16 protein-coding genes are annotated in these 15,015 nt (G+C 55.0%); 11 read left to right on the forward strand and 5 right to left on the reverse strand.

Annotation, left to right across the window (positions count from 1 at the left end):
- Nucleotides 1-7 precede the first annotated feature (7 nt).
- Both H6815_02850 and H6815_02855 read left to right on the forward strand, forming a co-directional pair.
- Nucleotides 8-586 carry a hypothetical protein gene (locus H6815_02850; GenBank protein ID MCB9859365.1) on the forward strand — a complete coding sequence of 193 codons (579 nt, stop codon included), beginning with the start codon at nt 8-10 and terminating at the stop codon, nt 584-586.
- 57 nt (nt 587-643) lie between these two features.
- Nucleotides 644-1,222: a PEP-CTERM sorting domain-containing protein gene (locus H6815_02855; GenBank protein ID MCB9859366.1), complete on the forward strand. Its 579-nt coding sequence runs from the start codon at nt 644-646 to the stop codon at nt 1,220-1,222.
- Here H6815_02855 and H6815_02860 read toward each other — a convergent pair.
- Entirely contained in the window at nt 1,215-2,180 is a 966-nt protein-coding gene (locus H6815_02860) for a helix-turn-helix domain-containing protein (GenBank protein MCB9859367.1), read from the reverse strand. The two genes, H6815_02855 and H6815_02860, sit on opposite strands and share 8 nt — an antisense overlap.
- Before the next feature lie 300 nt (nt 2,181-2,480).
- On the opposite strand from H6815_02860, the gene H6815_02865 reads away from it, so the two are divergent.
- The 4 genes from H6815_02865 to H6815_02880 all read left to right on the forward strand — a co-directional run bounded on the left by H6815_02865 (nt 2,481) and on the right by H6815_02880 (nt 6,477).
- Nucleotides 2,481-3,122, forward strand: coding sequence for a sigma-70 family RNA polymerase sigma factor (locus H6815_02865; protein ID MCB9859368.1), 642 nt, complete (start codon nt 2,481-2,483; stop codon nt 3,120-3,122).
- 71 nt (nt 3,123-3,193) lie between these two features.
- Nucleotides 3,194-3,910 (forward strand): ATP-binding cassette domain-containing protein, encoded by a 717-nt coding sequence (locus H6815_02870; GenBank protein MCB9859369.1) that lies wholly within the window; start codon nt 3,194-3,196, stop codon nt 3,908-3,910.
- Nucleotides 3,907-4,713 carry a hypothetical protein gene (locus H6815_02875; GenBank protein ID MCB9859370.1) on the forward strand — a complete coding sequence of 269 codons (807 nt, stop codon included), beginning with the start codon at nt 3,907-3,909 and terminating at the stop codon, nt 4,711-4,713. Before H6815_02870 ends, H6815_02875 begins: the two co-directional genes overlap by 4 nt.
- Nucleotides 4,714-4,902: 189 nt before the next feature.
- A complete protein-coding gene (locus tag H6815_02880; GenBank protein ID MCB9859371.1) occupies nt 4,903-6,477 on the forward strand; it encodes a hypothetical protein in 1,575 nt (524 codons plus the stop codon).
- Between the two features lie 16 nt (nt 6,478-6,493).
- Here H6815_02880 and H6815_02885 read toward each other — a convergent pair whose 3' ends face one another.
- Entirely contained in the window at nt 6,494-8,296 is a 1,803-nt protein-coding gene (locus H6815_02885) for an SLC13 family permease (GenBank protein MCB9859372.1), read from the reverse strand.
- A gap of 87 nt (nt 8,297-8,383) precedes the next feature.
- On the opposite strand from H6815_02885, the gene H6815_02890 reads away from it, so the two are divergent.
- Both H6815_02890 and H6815_02895 read left to right on the forward strand, forming a co-directional pair.
- A complete protein-coding gene (locus H6815_02890) occupies nt 8,384-9,376 on the forward strand; it encodes a hypothetical protein (GenBank protein MCB9859373.1) in 993 nt (330 codons plus the stop codon).
- Nucleotides 9,377-9,408: 32 nt separating this feature from the next.
- Nucleotides 9,409-10,386, forward strand: a complete 978-nt coding sequence (locus H6815_02895) for an ROK family protein (protein ID MCB9859374.1) — start codon at nt 9,409-9,411, stop codon at nt 10,384-10,386.
- Here the strand turns inward: H6815_02895 and H6815_02900 are convergent.
- Together H6815_02900 and H6815_02905 are read right to left on the reverse strand one after the other, a co-directional pair.
- Entirely contained in the window at nt 10,378-10,830 is a 453-nt protein-coding gene (locus H6815_02900) for a nucleoside deaminase (GenBank protein MCB9859375.1), read from the reverse strand. The genes H6815_02895 and H6815_02900 overlap by 9 nt on opposite strands.
- 98 nt (nt 10,831-10,928) lie before the next feature.
- Nucleotides 10,929-12,002 carry a twin-arginine translocase subunit TatC gene (locus tag H6815_02905; protein ID MCB9859376.1) on the reverse strand — a complete coding sequence of 358 codons (1,074 nt, stop codon included), beginning with the start codon at nt 12,000-12,002 and terminating at the stop codon, nt 10,929-10,931.
- A 250-nt stretch (nt 12,003-12,252) separates the two neighbouring features.
- Here H6815_02905 and H6815_02910 point away from each other — a divergent pair, with 250 nt between their 5' ends.
- Nucleotides 12,253-12,984 (forward strand): sigma-70 family RNA polymerase sigma factor, encoded by a 732-nt coding sequence (locus tag H6815_02910; GenBank protein ID MCB9859377.1) that lies wholly within the window; start codon nt 12,253-12,255, stop codon nt 12,982-12,984.
- A gap of 57 nt (nt 12,985-13,041) precedes the next feature.
- Complete coding sequence (locus H6815_02915) at nt 13,042-13,755, forward strand: hypothetical protein (GenBank protein ID MCB9859378.1); 714 nt, start codon at nt 13,042-13,044, stop codon at nt 13,753-13,755.
- Between the two features lies 1 nt (nt 13,756).
- Here the strand turns inward: H6815_02915 and H6815_02920 are convergent, their stop codons facing one another.
- The gene (locus tag H6815_02920) at nt 13,757-14,308 is read right to left on the reverse strand and encodes a CBS domain-containing protein (protein MCB9859379.1); all 552 of its coding nucleotides are present in this window, start codon (nt 14,306-14,308) and stop codon (nt 13,757-13,759) included.
- 129 nt (nt 14,309-14,437) lie between these two features.
- Between H6815_02920 and H6815_02925 the strand changes: the two genes are divergently transcribed.
- Complete coding sequence (locus H6815_02925) at nt 14,438-15,010, forward strand: HIT domain-containing protein (GenBank protein ID MCB9859380.1); 573 nt, start codon at nt 14,438-14,440, stop codon at nt 15,008-15,010.
- Nucleotides 15,011-15,015: the final 5 nt, after the last annotated feature.

Raw genomic sequence — 15,015 nt, forward strand, 5'->3', positions numbered from 1 at the left:
CCTCTCCATGACAAAATCCATCGATATTGGCAAGCTCAGCCTGCTGACAAACTTTCTGATAGTTTCTCTTGTATCTGCACAATCAGGAGCACTCGTCATAGACGTCTCTGGCACGGTGTCGCCTCAAAATCAGAGCATCACAGTCGGTGTTTATGGCACATTTAGTGATGCGTATGCTCTCCAGCGAGCATATTTTTTGCTCAACAGTTCCGAAGCAGGATTCGGCGTAACCCAGTACCATCTCTGGTCAGCCGGAAGCTGGCCTTATAGTCCACCGGTACTCTCCAGTTCTGGTTCGTATGATGTTGCAGCGTTACAGTTATACGTAACAACTGCAAGCCCCAACACTCCAATCCTGCTGTTTCAAACCGAGTGGACAACGTCGGACTTTACGACCAGGGACGTTTCGTTATCAACTGAAAGCACATGGTTTACACTGTTCCAAACTTCTTCCAGCACGAATGGCATAGCCCCGGTTAGTTTGACCAATGGCTCGGCGACCATCCATGTCATCCCCGCGCCATCGTTAGCAATTGCGCTGCTTGCTGGCGCAGGCATGCTAACAGCACACCGCAGACGAGGATAACACCACACCACTGCCAGCCGACGGACACGTCCGCTGGCAGCTTGCAGGAGCATTCGTATGAATAGAGATGGCCCAGTCTCCATAATGGTTCCGCTGCTTTGCTTGACACAGGTCGTTACAGCTGACGAACTCTACGGCGAACTGTCAATTGCGGTCTCAAATGTTGTATCGCCCACAAACCCCGTTGCAACAATCGTTATCTATGGCCATTTTGATAATACACAGGCTACGATGTTACTTGGCGCATGGTTTGACCTCTCAGCATCTGAGCCCGGATTTGTCAGCAATACGACATGGGTGCTCTATGCCGGCTCATTGCCATCATGGAGCCCAATAACTTATCCCGACTACATCCTTGGCATCAACCCGGAAAACTTTCTTCTCTTCGACAATCCAATCAAAGTTGCATCTGTAAAATGGATAACAAATGATTTTACACCACGAGAAATCTCTCTTGATACAATAATTTCTTATATTGATCTCGTACCACACTCACCGACGTCTGGTTTCCATGTAAAAAATCCAATTGAAGGATTTGGTACAATCCAAGTCATTCCCGCGCCGTCGTCAGCACTTGCGCTGTTTGCTGGTGCAGGCATACTGACAGCGCGACGCAGAAGGAAACAGGTCAACTGAGCTTCCGGGTGACACTCACAGCTGCGTACAAACCAGCAACCATCTCGCGCGGGAGGATCCTCGGCGGGTAGATGTTGTTGAGCGGCTGGAGGCGGATCATCTGGTTGCCATTGGCATCGGTCTCGAAGTACACGCGTTTGAATGTTGATTCATGGTCGGGTTCAAGTCGTGCAAAGCAGTCTGTGCCGTTGACAATCATTGCCATCGGAGAGAAGACAACAATATCTCCCTGGCGGTACTCCGGCTCCATCGAATCACCCACAACCCTGCACGCGAACGCGTCGGGATCGCCGATGTCCGTCACGCGCACGTACTCGTCTGCTATCCGTGCGGGGTATCCAAGATCAGTAAACTCCGTTGGGTATCCTGCGCTGACCTTGTTGATCAACGGCACTTCCAGAGGAAGCGCGATCGGGACGGGTGTCATTGCGTTCTGCAATGAGTCATGAATTTTTTCTGCGTGATCAGGAGCAACCAGATCGAGCAGTCTGCGAAGTTCGCCGGACTCGAACGCTTCATCCAACTTCGATTTATGGCTTGTGTCTCCTTGATCTGCAGAGCCCGACTGCGAGGCTGCAGGCTGCGGGCCGACGGTATTGGTGTTCTCTGCATCGCCCGAAATCTCTGTTGGCTTTGGACGCAGGAGTTCCGCCAGCCTGCGCACCGCAGCGTTTCGCGTCTGCATCTGCGACATCAACTGCCCCAGTTCATGCTTAATGCCAGGGGGAGTCTTGTGCCAGTTTGCGATGCGCACGAGTTCGCCATCGCCCATACCCATTGCCTGCTCGATCCGTCTGAGAACATCATCGCTGGGCGGTGATGATCTGACCTCGTTCTCAATGGTTGACAGATAGCCCTTGGAGCAACCGACGCGTGCAGCCAGCGCAGCAAGACTCAACCCAAGAGCAGTCCTCCGCTCGCGTATGGCACGTCCCAGACTGATCGGCTGCTGTGACATATGACCTGTTCGCACTTTGGACGTACGATATTCCACACTCATGTTTGGATTATGGGAGGGTACTCGCCCCCCGTCATGGTCTATCGCCCGTGTTTGTGCGCTCGTTTCGGGTAATACCATACACGTACCTTGCAAATCGTTCAATGAGTGGTAAAACATTGAGGAGGTTTACTGATTAGTAAACACAATATCGGGTCATTTGTCAATCAAAATACCCATTATTGAGGTTTTTTTGTGTTTGATGCCTGTTCAGGTACTCGCAGGCAGGGGAATGAATGGTATTTGCGTGGAGGTGTGTGCATGCATGAACCGGTGAAAGCAGTTCGGATTCAGCCGAAGACATTTGCAGATGCTCCCAGAGCCTCGGCACAGATAGTCAAACAACAACTCACTGGAAACAACCTGCAATCCGGACGCAAACCTGGAAAGTCTGGTAATGTGTTGGACCATGCACCGAGGCGACTTGATGTCAGCACACTGACAGATCTGCGCAGGACACCGCCACCCTATCTGGTCGAGCGCATCCGGAATCTAGCCTCATTCCTGCCGATCGAGGATCGTGAACTGGTCAATGCTGTGTATCTCGAAGGAAAGAGCATGGCCTCAATCGCCAGGATGTCGGGCAGATCTCACAAAGCCGTACGAGAGCATGTCAGACGGATCGTTACCCGGATTCTCTCACCAGCGTTTGCTTACGTCGCGCTTGAATCTGAGAACTGGCCTCCACGTCGAAAGAAAGTAGCAACACTGCTCTTCCTGCACGGTCTCCCACTCAGGCCGACCGCAAAGAAGAGCGGGCAAACATTGCACTCGGTCAGAAAAACCTACGACGCAATCAATGAGATTGTTTCAAATCTGAATCACCAACAGTTCCAGGCGCGCCCGGGTTCCATCGGCAGGGATGATACCTCACACGACGTCCGTCAGGCATGGTCGGCCTAACAAAGAACTCGCACGACACTCCATCACATGGTTCCACACGTGATTTGCACGTTGTGATGCGAGGGTACACGATGGCAACACACACCGAGAGCGTTCGATTTGCGGAAGCCATATTCGGGCTGGATCCAGACACACGAGACAGCAATCATCAGCGAAGACTCGCTTGTGCATACAAGACAGCAGAGCGTATTGATCGGATACTGAAGTTCGGGCAGATTGCGCTCATCACTGGTCCAAGCGGCTCAGGCAAGTCGCTCATTGCACGCTCGCTGTTTGACATTCTACAGAAGAAAAAAGCAAACGCAACATGGATTACGTCTACAGATTCTGATATTCCAGCAGTTGAGGTTGTTGCAAGTCTGCATCGGTCGCGTGCCAATCATTGCACTGATTCATCGCAAACGCTTGTGCAGGCAATGCGGACCATGGCACGAGCCGGGCTTGCTGAAGCAGCACTCTTTGGCACGCCAGCGCGATCACTCTCCGACGGTCAGCGCGCAAGACTGGCGCTTGCTGCTGGAGTTGCAAGCACATCGAACAAGCATGGGACGCTCATCGCGGACGAGTTCTGCTCTACGTTGGATCGCACGACAGCAGCGTGTGTATCGACATCAATCACGCGATGGATCCGAGCAAGCAGATGCGCTCGCATGGTGTGCGCTAGCGCACATCATGACCTTCTCGCGATGCTGAACCCAGACTGGATTGTGATTGTTGAGATGAACGGATTGACGCACATTGAACACCGTAACAGGCACGGTGCCTGCCGGAGAAGATCCCGCGCATGAAAAACACTCAATACAACACTGCGCGATCCCCGATTGATCGACTTCGTATCGAGCGGGGTACACTCGATGACTTTGATGCGATGGAGCACTGGCATTATCGCGCCGGAAGGCCAGCAACCTGCTCCCGTGTGCTTCGTGCAATCGACCCTGAAGACCCGTTCAGTCGATCTGATGCACGCAGCATCGTTGGTGTATTAGTCGTTTCACGCCCAACGCTGAACGGTGCCTGGCGAAAACTTGCATGGCAGCACTTTTTCAACACTACATCCAAGAAAGAGAACGCACGACGTATCAATACACACCTCCGCTGTATCTCGCGTGTTGTCATTGACCCACGCTGGCGAGGCATTGGACTTGCACGCACGCTTGTTCAGACATATCTTCGCGACCCGGAAACTCAGGCAACCGAAGCAGTTGCAGCCATGGGATACGCATCGCCCTTCTTTGCCTCGGCAGGCATGACCGAGTACCGCCTGCAACTCACCGAACCAAGCGCACGCCTGCTCGACGCGTGCGAACACTATGGTGTCAGTCCAGTCAGACTTCCCGAGTTCATTGATGCCAATCATCCCAGTGCGTTTGTCTGCCGGGAACTTGTGCGATGGGCGGGCAAGAGAAAGCTGCTCCATCAAAGCCACAGCATCATGACGATCGCACGTCTTGCAGCAGCCGATCTCTGTGCTCCTCCTGTCGCGTATGCATTCACATACCCAAGCGCCAAAAGGAGCCAGCATGGCAACGAAGAAGAACCAATCGGTCGAGGGCAAGGGAGTGCCACACCCTGCGCCACCAACACCCCTTGAGGATCAGCTGTTTCCGATCACATTCTTTCTTACAGGCAAACAGCGAACACTGGTGCTTTCTTCGCTGAAGCAGCATCACAAGAACAGAGCGGCAGCGCTGCTCAGTGCATTGCACATCAATGAAGTCAAGTAGGCTTTGTGAGCTCCTTCCTCGCAACACATGGACGAACCAGAGGAGTGAAAACACGGATGGCGAAGAGGTCAGCAAAGAAATCGCAATCAAGGAAAAAGCAAGCCACATCTTCACAGGATGCATCATCGCAACCAACCGATGCGCACGTGAATGTCTGGCCGAATCGCCCGAAAACGCATGACGAACTCCACCACTGGATACATCAGTCTCTCGGCTATGAAATCGCGCGAAATGTGCTTGTCGATGGACACACACCACCCTTTGCATACTTGTGCCACACCTTCTTTGAAGAACCCAAGGAGTGTGCTGGCGAGGCCTGCATGCCACGCGATTGTGTTGTCTGGGCCAATCGTGGTGGCGGCAAAACTTTTCTTGGCGCGCTCGCAACGCTGCTCGACATGGTGTTCAAACCAGGCATCGAGATCCGTCTGCTTGGTGGTTCACTCGATCAGTCGCGCCGCATGCACGCCCATCTGTGCAGCTTCCTTGATCGGGAGAACTTCGCATGGATGCTTGATGGCAAAATCTCAGACAGGCGCGTCAAGCTGAAGAACAGATCGGCTGTCGAACTCCTCTCCCAGTCGCAGACATCTGTGCGAGGCACACGCGTTCAGAAACTGCGATGCGACGAGGTCGATCTCTTTGATCGCGATGTCTGGGAGGCAGCCCAGCTTGTTACGCAATCGAAGCAGTGCGGCGAAGTATGGGTCCATGGAACAATCGAGTGCCTGAGCACAATGCACATTCCGCACGGCGTCATGCACTCGCTCGTCGAGGAAGCCAAGCTGGGAAAACGCTCACTCTTCAAGTGGGGAACACTTGATGTCATGGCGGACTGCCGAAACCATCCGGTATGTATTGATAGTGCGCAGAATCCCGATACTCCGTGCGCTCTCGGTGACGACTGCCAGAGCAGACTCCGCACGCGCAAATCCGGGTTCGGGCACGTGCTAATCGATGATGCGCTGAAGATGCGATCTCGCGTCTCACGCGCAACGTGGGAAGCTGAGATGCTGTGCCTGCGACCCAAACGGACAGACGCTGTGCTCCCCGAGTTCAACCACGCGATACATGTTGTTGACTACATTGATGACGCGCTGCTTGAACATGCCACATGGATCGGCGGCATGGACTTTGGCATGCGATCGCCGACCGTTGTGCTCTGGGGAGGGCTTGATGAGGACGATGTACTCTGGATTGTTGATGAGCATGTTGAGTCTGGGCTGACGCTTTCAGCACACATTGAAGCGATGCATGCAAGGCCGCTGCCCGCGATGGCATGGATCGGCGTCGATCCTGCCGGCGGGCAACGCAACAGCCAGACCGGCAAGACGGACATTGCACTGCTGAAACAGCACGGCTTTACCGTCCGCGCGCGTCGGTTGGCTCTTTATGACGGGCTCGAACTCATCCGCGCACGCCTGACACCCGCTGGTGGCGAACCAAAGCTGCGCATCCACTCAAGATGCAGAAAGCTCATCGAATCGCTCGAGCGGTACCACTACCCCGCTGATAACCCGTATGCAATCGTGCCGGAAAAGGACGGATTCGACCATCAGGTTGACGCGCTGCGGTACATGATTACCAATCTTGACAAGCCCTACACAACAAAGAATGGAAACTATCTGTAAGAGATCACAAGATGTATTACGGTGTGGATGGATTTGCAAGACGCAGCGGCCAGTGCATTGGTATGACAATCACTGAAACAACGAAGAATAACAGATTAAGCGGCATACCGACACGAAGATAGTCTGTGAATCTGTACCCGCCTGGTGCCATCACCATGAGATTGGTCTGGTATCCGATCGGCGAGGAAAAGCTCGCCGACGCGGCCATCATCACTGCCATCGCGAGCGGCTTCGGATCAAGCCCGAGCGTCTGCGCAAGCGCCATTGCGAGCGAGAAGTTCAGGATCGCTGCAGCACTGTTGGTAATGATCTCCGTCAGGAGCATCGTTGAGAGATACAGCAGCGCAAGCACGATGTACGGATTGTTTCCAGCGATCGAGATCAAGTTGGTTGCAATAAGGTCGTCCGCATCAGATACCTGCATTGCTTTCCCGAGTCCGAGTGAACCCGCAATCACAACAAGCAACTGCCAGTTGATGCTCCTGCGCGCAGAAGCACCTGAGCAGCATCTCGTCGCAAGCATCAGCCCAGCAGCAACGACAGCTGCATGCAGCATCGTGATGCCATACGCAGAGCCGAACGTCACCGCGAGCACCATTGCGAGCACAATGCCGATCGAAATCCATGCCTTTTCGTGGAGAATTGGCTGCGAATCCTCAACAGCACTGACCAGAAGAAAGTCTCGCGAGTTTCTCTGCGTCTCAACAAAGGTTTGCGGCGCTTCGAGCAGCAGCGTATCGCCGGTACGAAAAATAATGTCGCCGATCTTGCGTTTGATCTGCTCGCCGTTGCGTGCCACCGCGATCACAACCGCGTTGTACTTTGATCTGAACCCGAACTCTCGCACATTGCGTCCAATGAGCGGGCACGAATCCGACACAACCGCTTCGACAAGATGACGCTGGTGCTTTGATTCTGCCAGTTTCTGCACCTGGTTTGTTCCGGCCTGCAGGCCGCGGAACTTGTTCAGATCGACGATAGAGTCCAGCACGCCGACGAAGAGCAGCCGATCGTTCGCGAGGAGCATCTGATCCGGCGCAACAGCTGCTAGCACGTGCCCGTCGCGTTCGATATCCGACAGATACAGGCCCGGCAGCCCGCGCAAACCCGCCTGCTCGATGGTCTTTCCCACCATGGGGCCACTTGGCTCAACCAGCATCTCCACGTGGTATGAGCGTGCATCATCACCAACCGAAAGTACTGGCGCACGATCGGGCAGCAGCAAGCGCCCGATCGTCAGCAGATAGACCAGTCCAACAACGAGTGACGGAAAACCAACCCAAGCGATGTCAAACATGCCAATCGTGCGATCAGGGAAGACATCCTTCCATGCGCCATAGACCACAAGATTTGTGCTTGTGCCGATGAGCGTCATGGTCCCACCCATAATCGCCGCATACGACAACGGAATGAGCATGCGCGACGGGCTGACTTGATTTCTTTTGCACCAGTCTGAAACCGCTGGAATGAACATCGCAACAAGCGGGGTGTTGTTCACAAAGCCCGATAGCGCCGAGATCGGCACCACCATTCGTGTGAGCGCCTTGACAGGTGACTTTGCCCTCCCCATCATCCAACTGCCAAGCATCCGCACTGCACCCGTTTCTGACAGGCCTGCGATGACCACATACAACACAGCAATCGTGACGACACCCTCGTTGGCAAGTCCCGCGATCGACTCCCGCGGCGTCATTACCCCAAGCACCATAAGCAGTGCAACGCCCGCTGCGATAATGATGTCTGAACCGTAACGGCCGCGCACCAGCAGCGCTAGCACAAGCAGAATAACAAGGATGGTAATGATCGCGTCTGACGGCATGGATGTTCCGGGAAGACTCCTTGAGATGGTAGAACATCGGCATATCTGCTCGTATCCATGCGGCACAAACCGGGTTACACTCTGGCAATGCCAGAATCCGGTGAGCAGCACAGAACAGCAGCAGCGTACGCCTCGCGTGTGGGGCGGGTTCGTGTTCGAGCACACGCCAAGATCAATCTATGTCTGCACGTCGGACAGCCGGAACCAGCAACTTCAGAAAAGCCCGGCTGGCACAGAGTCCACACACATATGCACGCGATTGATCTGCACGACGACATCATTCTGACCCGCGTTCCTCAGCACGGGCCGATCAACCATCGAGTGTCATGGGTTTCAACTGACAACCACGAGTCTCCGGTCGAATGGCCGATCGACTCGGATCTTGCAGTCCGTGCGCTACGAGCGCTGGAAGCACACACCGGACAGACGCTGGCTGTTGAGATCGTCGTTCGCAAAGACATACCTGCAGGAGGCGGGCTTGGCGGCGGATCAAGTGATGCCGCCGCTGTGCTGATCGGCGTAAATCTGCTCTGCAATCTGCATCTCAATGAACACACACTGCAACAGATCGCGCTCCAACTCGGCAGCGATGTCGCGTTCTTTGTTGACATGGATCGGGCGCGTCACGGAAGGCATGATGCTGATCAACTCTGTCTCGAAACGACACCGAGACCCGCGATAGTGTCCGGGTTCGGCGGGACAATCGAGCGAACTGATCGGGTGCATGGTGCGATCACGCTGATTATCCCATCATTCGGGTGCAACTCGGCTGAGGTGTATCACGCGTTCGATGCCATCACACCTCAGTCGCACGTACTCCTCCCGTGCCAAATTGACAATCCGAGCTTCTCTTACCATACCATCAGGAACGATCTTGAAGGCGCTGCATGCCATGTTCATCCGGAGCTGCGCACCATGCTGAGCATGATGCGCAGACAAGGCATCTCCTGCTATCTGACCGGGAGTGGAAGCACCATTGTTGCGCACCGCGATCTGAACGACATTGCATTCGCTGCCATATCACAGCAACACCGTGCATTATGGAAAGACACACGACGCATCGGCGCAAATCTGTGCTGATTTCGCGCATATGAACGAAACGAGCAACGCGCATGACGACACAGCACTATCTCGGGGTTGATCTTGGCGGCACAAACATCCAGGCGGGTGTTGTTGACACTCAGGGAAATGTTATCGCGCGATCAAAGCGGAGAACCAAGCCCGAGGTCGGGCTTGAAGGCGTTGTCGATCGAATCGAGAAATGCGCACGAAAAGCGTGCGAGAAAGCCGAAGTTGAGATAGAGGAGTTGACAGGCATCGGTATTGGTTCGCCCGGCGGTGTCGATCCGGTGAGCGGTATGGTGCAGGATGCGGAGAATCTGTTCTGGAAAGATGTGCCACTTGCACGACTGTTGTCGCAGAGATTTAGCAAGCCGGTGCATCTTGAGAATGATGTGAACTGCGCTGCAATCGCGGAAGCCCGGTTTGGCGCTGGCAGGGGGTCGCAAGCCATGATCGTGGTGTGGGTCGGCACCGGTATCGGTGGCGGCATTGTGCTGAATGGCTCGCTCTATCGCGGAGCGTTCGGCACTGCGGGCGAGATCGGACAGATGCTCATTGCCGGGTTCGGATCGGACATGTGCAGCACGCTTGAGACGCACTGCGCCCGCAGCGCAATCGCACGCCAGGTGCAGGCAGCAATCGCTGACAATCCAAACTCTGTTATCCACGAGCTACTCCGAAAGAAAGCGGACGAGGATGACGCTGATCCACGCACACTGCGAATCACTTCGAATATCATCGCACGCGCCCACGCGATGGAAGATCCGGCCGTCAGGGAGATTCTCGATCGCGCGACAACAACCATTGCAAGGACCGTCGCAAGCGTCGTGTCGCTGCTGAGCCTTGATTGTGTCGTCATCGGCGGCGGACTTGGCGAAGCGATGGGAGATGCGCTGAGCGGCCCCATCGCCGACCGGGCACGACCGCTTATATTCCCGAGAAAAACGCGCGACGTTCGCATCGTCACATCAAAGCTGCTCGACAACGCGGGGATCATCGGTGCTGCGCTGGGCGAGAGTTCATCGTAACTTTCGTTGTGTACGTCTTTCCCTGAAAAACACTTTGAGAAGTTCAGATGACTCGTCCGAAAGCACACCGCCGATAATTACTGGCGCATGGTTCAACTGTGTATTTGCAGTGATGTCCATCACCGAGCCACAGGCGCCGGCTTTGGGGTCCGTTGCCCCAAAGACGACGCGCCCGATGCGTGCGTTGATAATCGTGCCAGCGCACATGGCGCACGGCTCGAGTGTCACGACAAGTGTGCAGTGGTTGAGCCGCCAGTCGCCAACAGCGCGGGATGCCTGTCTGATGGCAATCAACTCCGCGTGAGCGCACGGGTCCTTGTCGGTCTCACGCCGATTGTGTGCTGTAGCAACCACCCGCTGTGTTGCTGTTTCGTATACAACAGCACCGACGGGCACCTCACCGATTGCAGCAGCGTGCTTCGCTGCTTCCAGTGCTGCCCCCATCATCTGCACATCGAAATCGGTGGCATCCAGCACCTCACGTGTTGATGATGTGCGAGGCTTTGCATGCCTTCCAGCCCCAAGCACCTTTCGAAGAAAACTCACGGCAAGTCACCATGCTGCGTATCACGGTTCTGGTAGTCTGATGGAAGATCGGGCTCGTCGTATCCCTCCGTCTCCTTCGATTCGCTGGAGAACCCCTTCGACACCCGCTGCGCAGGAAGGATAATCAGAAGTACAAGCCCGAACTCAAACAAGATATACATGGGAACTGCAAGCAGGAACATGGAGACAGGGTCTGCCGGCGTGAGGGCTGCACCAACAATGGCAAGGATGAGTGCGATATGCCTGCGATATTTTTTCAGGAACGACGGTTCCGCGATACCTGTCCAGCCGAGCAGCAACACAATCACGGGAAGTTGGAATCCGAGCGCAAATCCCATTGCCATCATCAGCACCATGTTGAGATACTCACTCACACGATACTGCTGCAACACACCCGTTGCCTTTGTCAGTGGTGTCCCTAGCACGGAACCATCCGGCATTGCAAATCGGAGTTGATGCAAAACGGTGTCTACCCACATTGTGCCCGGCACGGGATCACTCGGATCGCCGGGGAGCATGGGAATCGAGGGGAACACCATATCGAACGGGACATGGGTCTTCTCCACGGGAAAATCGACAACCGTTATGCCGAACGAGATGAAGAACTGCATGACAACCGGCAGCATGATGTAGTAGAGAAACAGCACCGACATGATCGTCAGGATGCCACTCAATGGAGCAAGCAGATATACAAACCGCTGCTCGGACCTGTGCAATCCTGGGGCAATGAACTTCCAGAGCTGCCACAGAATCCACGGCGCACCGATGATGATGGCTGTCACAAATGCGATCTTGAAGTACGCCCAGAATGTTTCCAGCGGACTCGTTGCCTGGAGATACGGCGGAAGCCCGGCATCGGCCAGTTGCGTCTGTGCTGGAACCAGCAGCCAGGCGAGGATGGATTTGCCGAAAATGATTGCAACAACGAGAATGGGAACCAGACCGAGAATCCCCAGAATCAGCCTGATTCTCAACTCTTCCAGATGATCACCCAGTGGCATCACACGCCCGTCGTCTGCCGATCGCGGGCGTGGTTTGGTCTTGTGTTTTTTCCCAAGAGAGGCTGCCATATGTATTGCTGAGGCGGGAAGGATACGCGTCAGCCGCAGGGTGTCAGCAAGAAGGCAGAATAGGCATCAACCAAACGCCCGATATTGTGTGAATGGATCTGATTGTCACAGTTGCGTCACCTGGCAGAATCTGCCTGAACATTCTATGGGCTGGAGCGTTCCAACCCAAGAGCAAAATGATGTTCCAGCACGCCGGAGATCCGGCAGTCGCGCATCTGTGATTGCAGAGACACCCTCGTCTTGATCGGTTGTGGCCGGATGGTCTGAGATTGTGCAGAACAGGAGTCGTGTCATAGCTCAGACCTCGTCACAACCGAAGTCATGGCCCACATCGGGAGATCTGCCCCGATCGGATATCACAGCAGCTATCCGTGGCGACGTGGATGCCATGCGACGTGTCTGGGTCCACCATCGTCGGTGGATCGGTGCGATCATGCTCGCCCACAAGCCCCGCGAGACGGATCTTGAGGATCTTTTGCAGGAGGTCGCCTGCACGTTTGTTCGGTCTGTTCGAGAACTTCGTGACGAGTCAGCACTCAAGCCATGGCTTCGCACGGTTGCGGTGAATCAGGCACGATTGGCTGGCCGCAAGATCAAGACCCATCGAAAACGTGAAACACTCTCCTTTGATGCTGCAGTTGGATCGGATCAGGGCAATGCGCTCGAATCTGCCGCATCGATGGGTGTGCCACAGGAACGCATCGGCGAGAGAGCCGAGGTATCTCACGATGCCCACACACTTCTGGATCTCGCACGCGAGCTTCCGGAAGGATACCGGGAACCTTTGCTGCTCCGCTGCGTGCAGGGCATGAGTTACAAAATGATCTCCGACCTGCTCGGTTTGCCGGAGACAACAGTTGAGACACGCATTGCCCGTGGCAGACGCATGCTCAGGGAACGTGCCAGCACATTCGGCATCGGCGGCACAGACGATCGCACGAAGAGCACCGCACGCAGAGAATCGACGGATACGAACTGGTAGCGCATCTCATTGGGCAGCGGAGATCACATCATCTCTGCTGGATTTGACAGGATTGATATGAACGAGTTTGACCGTACCAACATAGACCACACGCAAGAGCATCCGGATCTGGACACACTCATCACGCGCGTCATAGACGCTGAAGCGAGTGTTGAGGACTGGAACCTGCTCCGTGATCTCGCATCGGTTGACCAGACTGTCTGGCAGCAACTCGCCGAGTCGCAGATGCAGCACGCTCAGTTACAGCGCTCGGTCGAGATGATGCTTGACCCCGTCGACCGGATCGAAGCACCCGTCGAGATGGCGATGCATCAGCGGTTTGCAGCAAGAGTCTCAAACGTGACCACGTGGGGTGGATGGCTCGCGGCCGCTATGATTATGCTCGCGTTCGTTGTCGCACGAAACAACTGGACGAACAACACAAACTTCAACTCAAATCCTGAACATACCGCAGGAATCGGACCAAACTTCATGCCGAAGTTTGATTCCCCCGAGCAGGCACTCAACAAGTACATTGAGATGGGCAAGGAGCAGGGAGTGGTGCTCGATCAGATGCCCGAGCAGATGCTTGTTGCAACACGCCCCACCGCAAACAACACCAAGGTTGAGGTCATTTACATCCGACAGATTGTGGAGCGTCGCGTGCTGGACAATCTCTACAACGTTGGTGAGACAGACACCGGGTTGATGGTCCCGACAGATCCGGTCCCGTTTGAACGCCTGCGTGCAGCACCGGTTCGCGAACCGGCAGCACCATCACCAGCCCTGTAAATCAGGCCGCAGATTTCTTCTCATCAGGCTTTGGAGCAGTCGGCGTATTATCCGTCGGCTGCTTTGTCTTGGATGGGGCCTGCTTGACACCACATCCAGAACGCAGACACCACCGAAGGACATCGCGCGATGTCACAATTCCGACGCAGATGCCCGCCTCGTCGCAGATCGGTATGCATGACACCGAGTACTGCAGCATGAGCATCCCGATCTCAACGATCGGCGTAGAGACATCGCCAATCATTGGCTCGCGCGTCATGACCTGATGTGCCTTGAGCTTGAGCGAGTTCGCATCCTGTGCGCGCTCTGAGAACGAGCCGACAAACGGACTCACGTGGGAGAGCACGTCGCGATCAGAGATGATGCCGACGAGGACTCCGTCTTCAACCACCGGCACATGCCTGAACCTGAACCGGGTGAAGACCTCACGGATCTCGCGAAGTGAGTCATCCATACTCACGGTGACAACGTGCTCGGTCATGATGTCGCCTGCACGCTGGGGGTGCGAGTTGTCCTGTAATGACGTTGGCTTGGGAGTCGATGTGTCAGCCATAGTGATTGTCCGGATGATGCGAATACTCGGGATTGTCATCGACACAACCTGACCCCGTGTGCAGTCATTGCATCCAGACAAACCTGACATTCCATACTGAAAACCTGACGACGAGCCGTACAGTCTGCCATGACCACGGAACACACAGGAAAACAGGTCCGAAAAGCTGCTAAAGAATATACCCCTGGTCCCGCCGCGATCCAAGCACCATGGCGGATGGAGTATCTCGAAGACACAAGTGCCGCACACACAAAATCCGCAACAGACGCGGGCACGTTTCTTTCTGACTATTGGAGCACACCCGAGCACGACGCCAGAAACTTTGTGATCGAACGTACCACCGTGGGGATGATTCTGCTGAACCGGTATCCGTACTCGAACGGACATCTGCTTATTGCGCTGGGCGATCCTCGCCCGACGCTGCTGGACTACGACACAGCGCAGCGTTCATCGCTCTGGCAGCTTGTCGATCGTGCGGTTGATCTCACGCACAGAACACTGTCGCCGCAGGGAGTGAACATCGGCATCAACCAGGGACGAGCAGCTGGTGCTGGCGTGCCAGCTCATCTTCATGCGCACGTTGTTCCGCGCTGGTCGGGCGATGTCAACTTCATGAGTGTTGTTGGACAGATTCGTGTGATACCAAGCTCGCTCGAAGCAATGTACACAAGATTCCGAAGTGTCATTGAAGCGGGCAGATGACCCCT

This window comes from Phycisphaeraceae bacterium, assembly GCA_020639155.1.
Lineage (GTDB): Bacteria > Planctomycetota > Phycisphaerae > Phycisphaerales > UBA1924 > JACKHF01.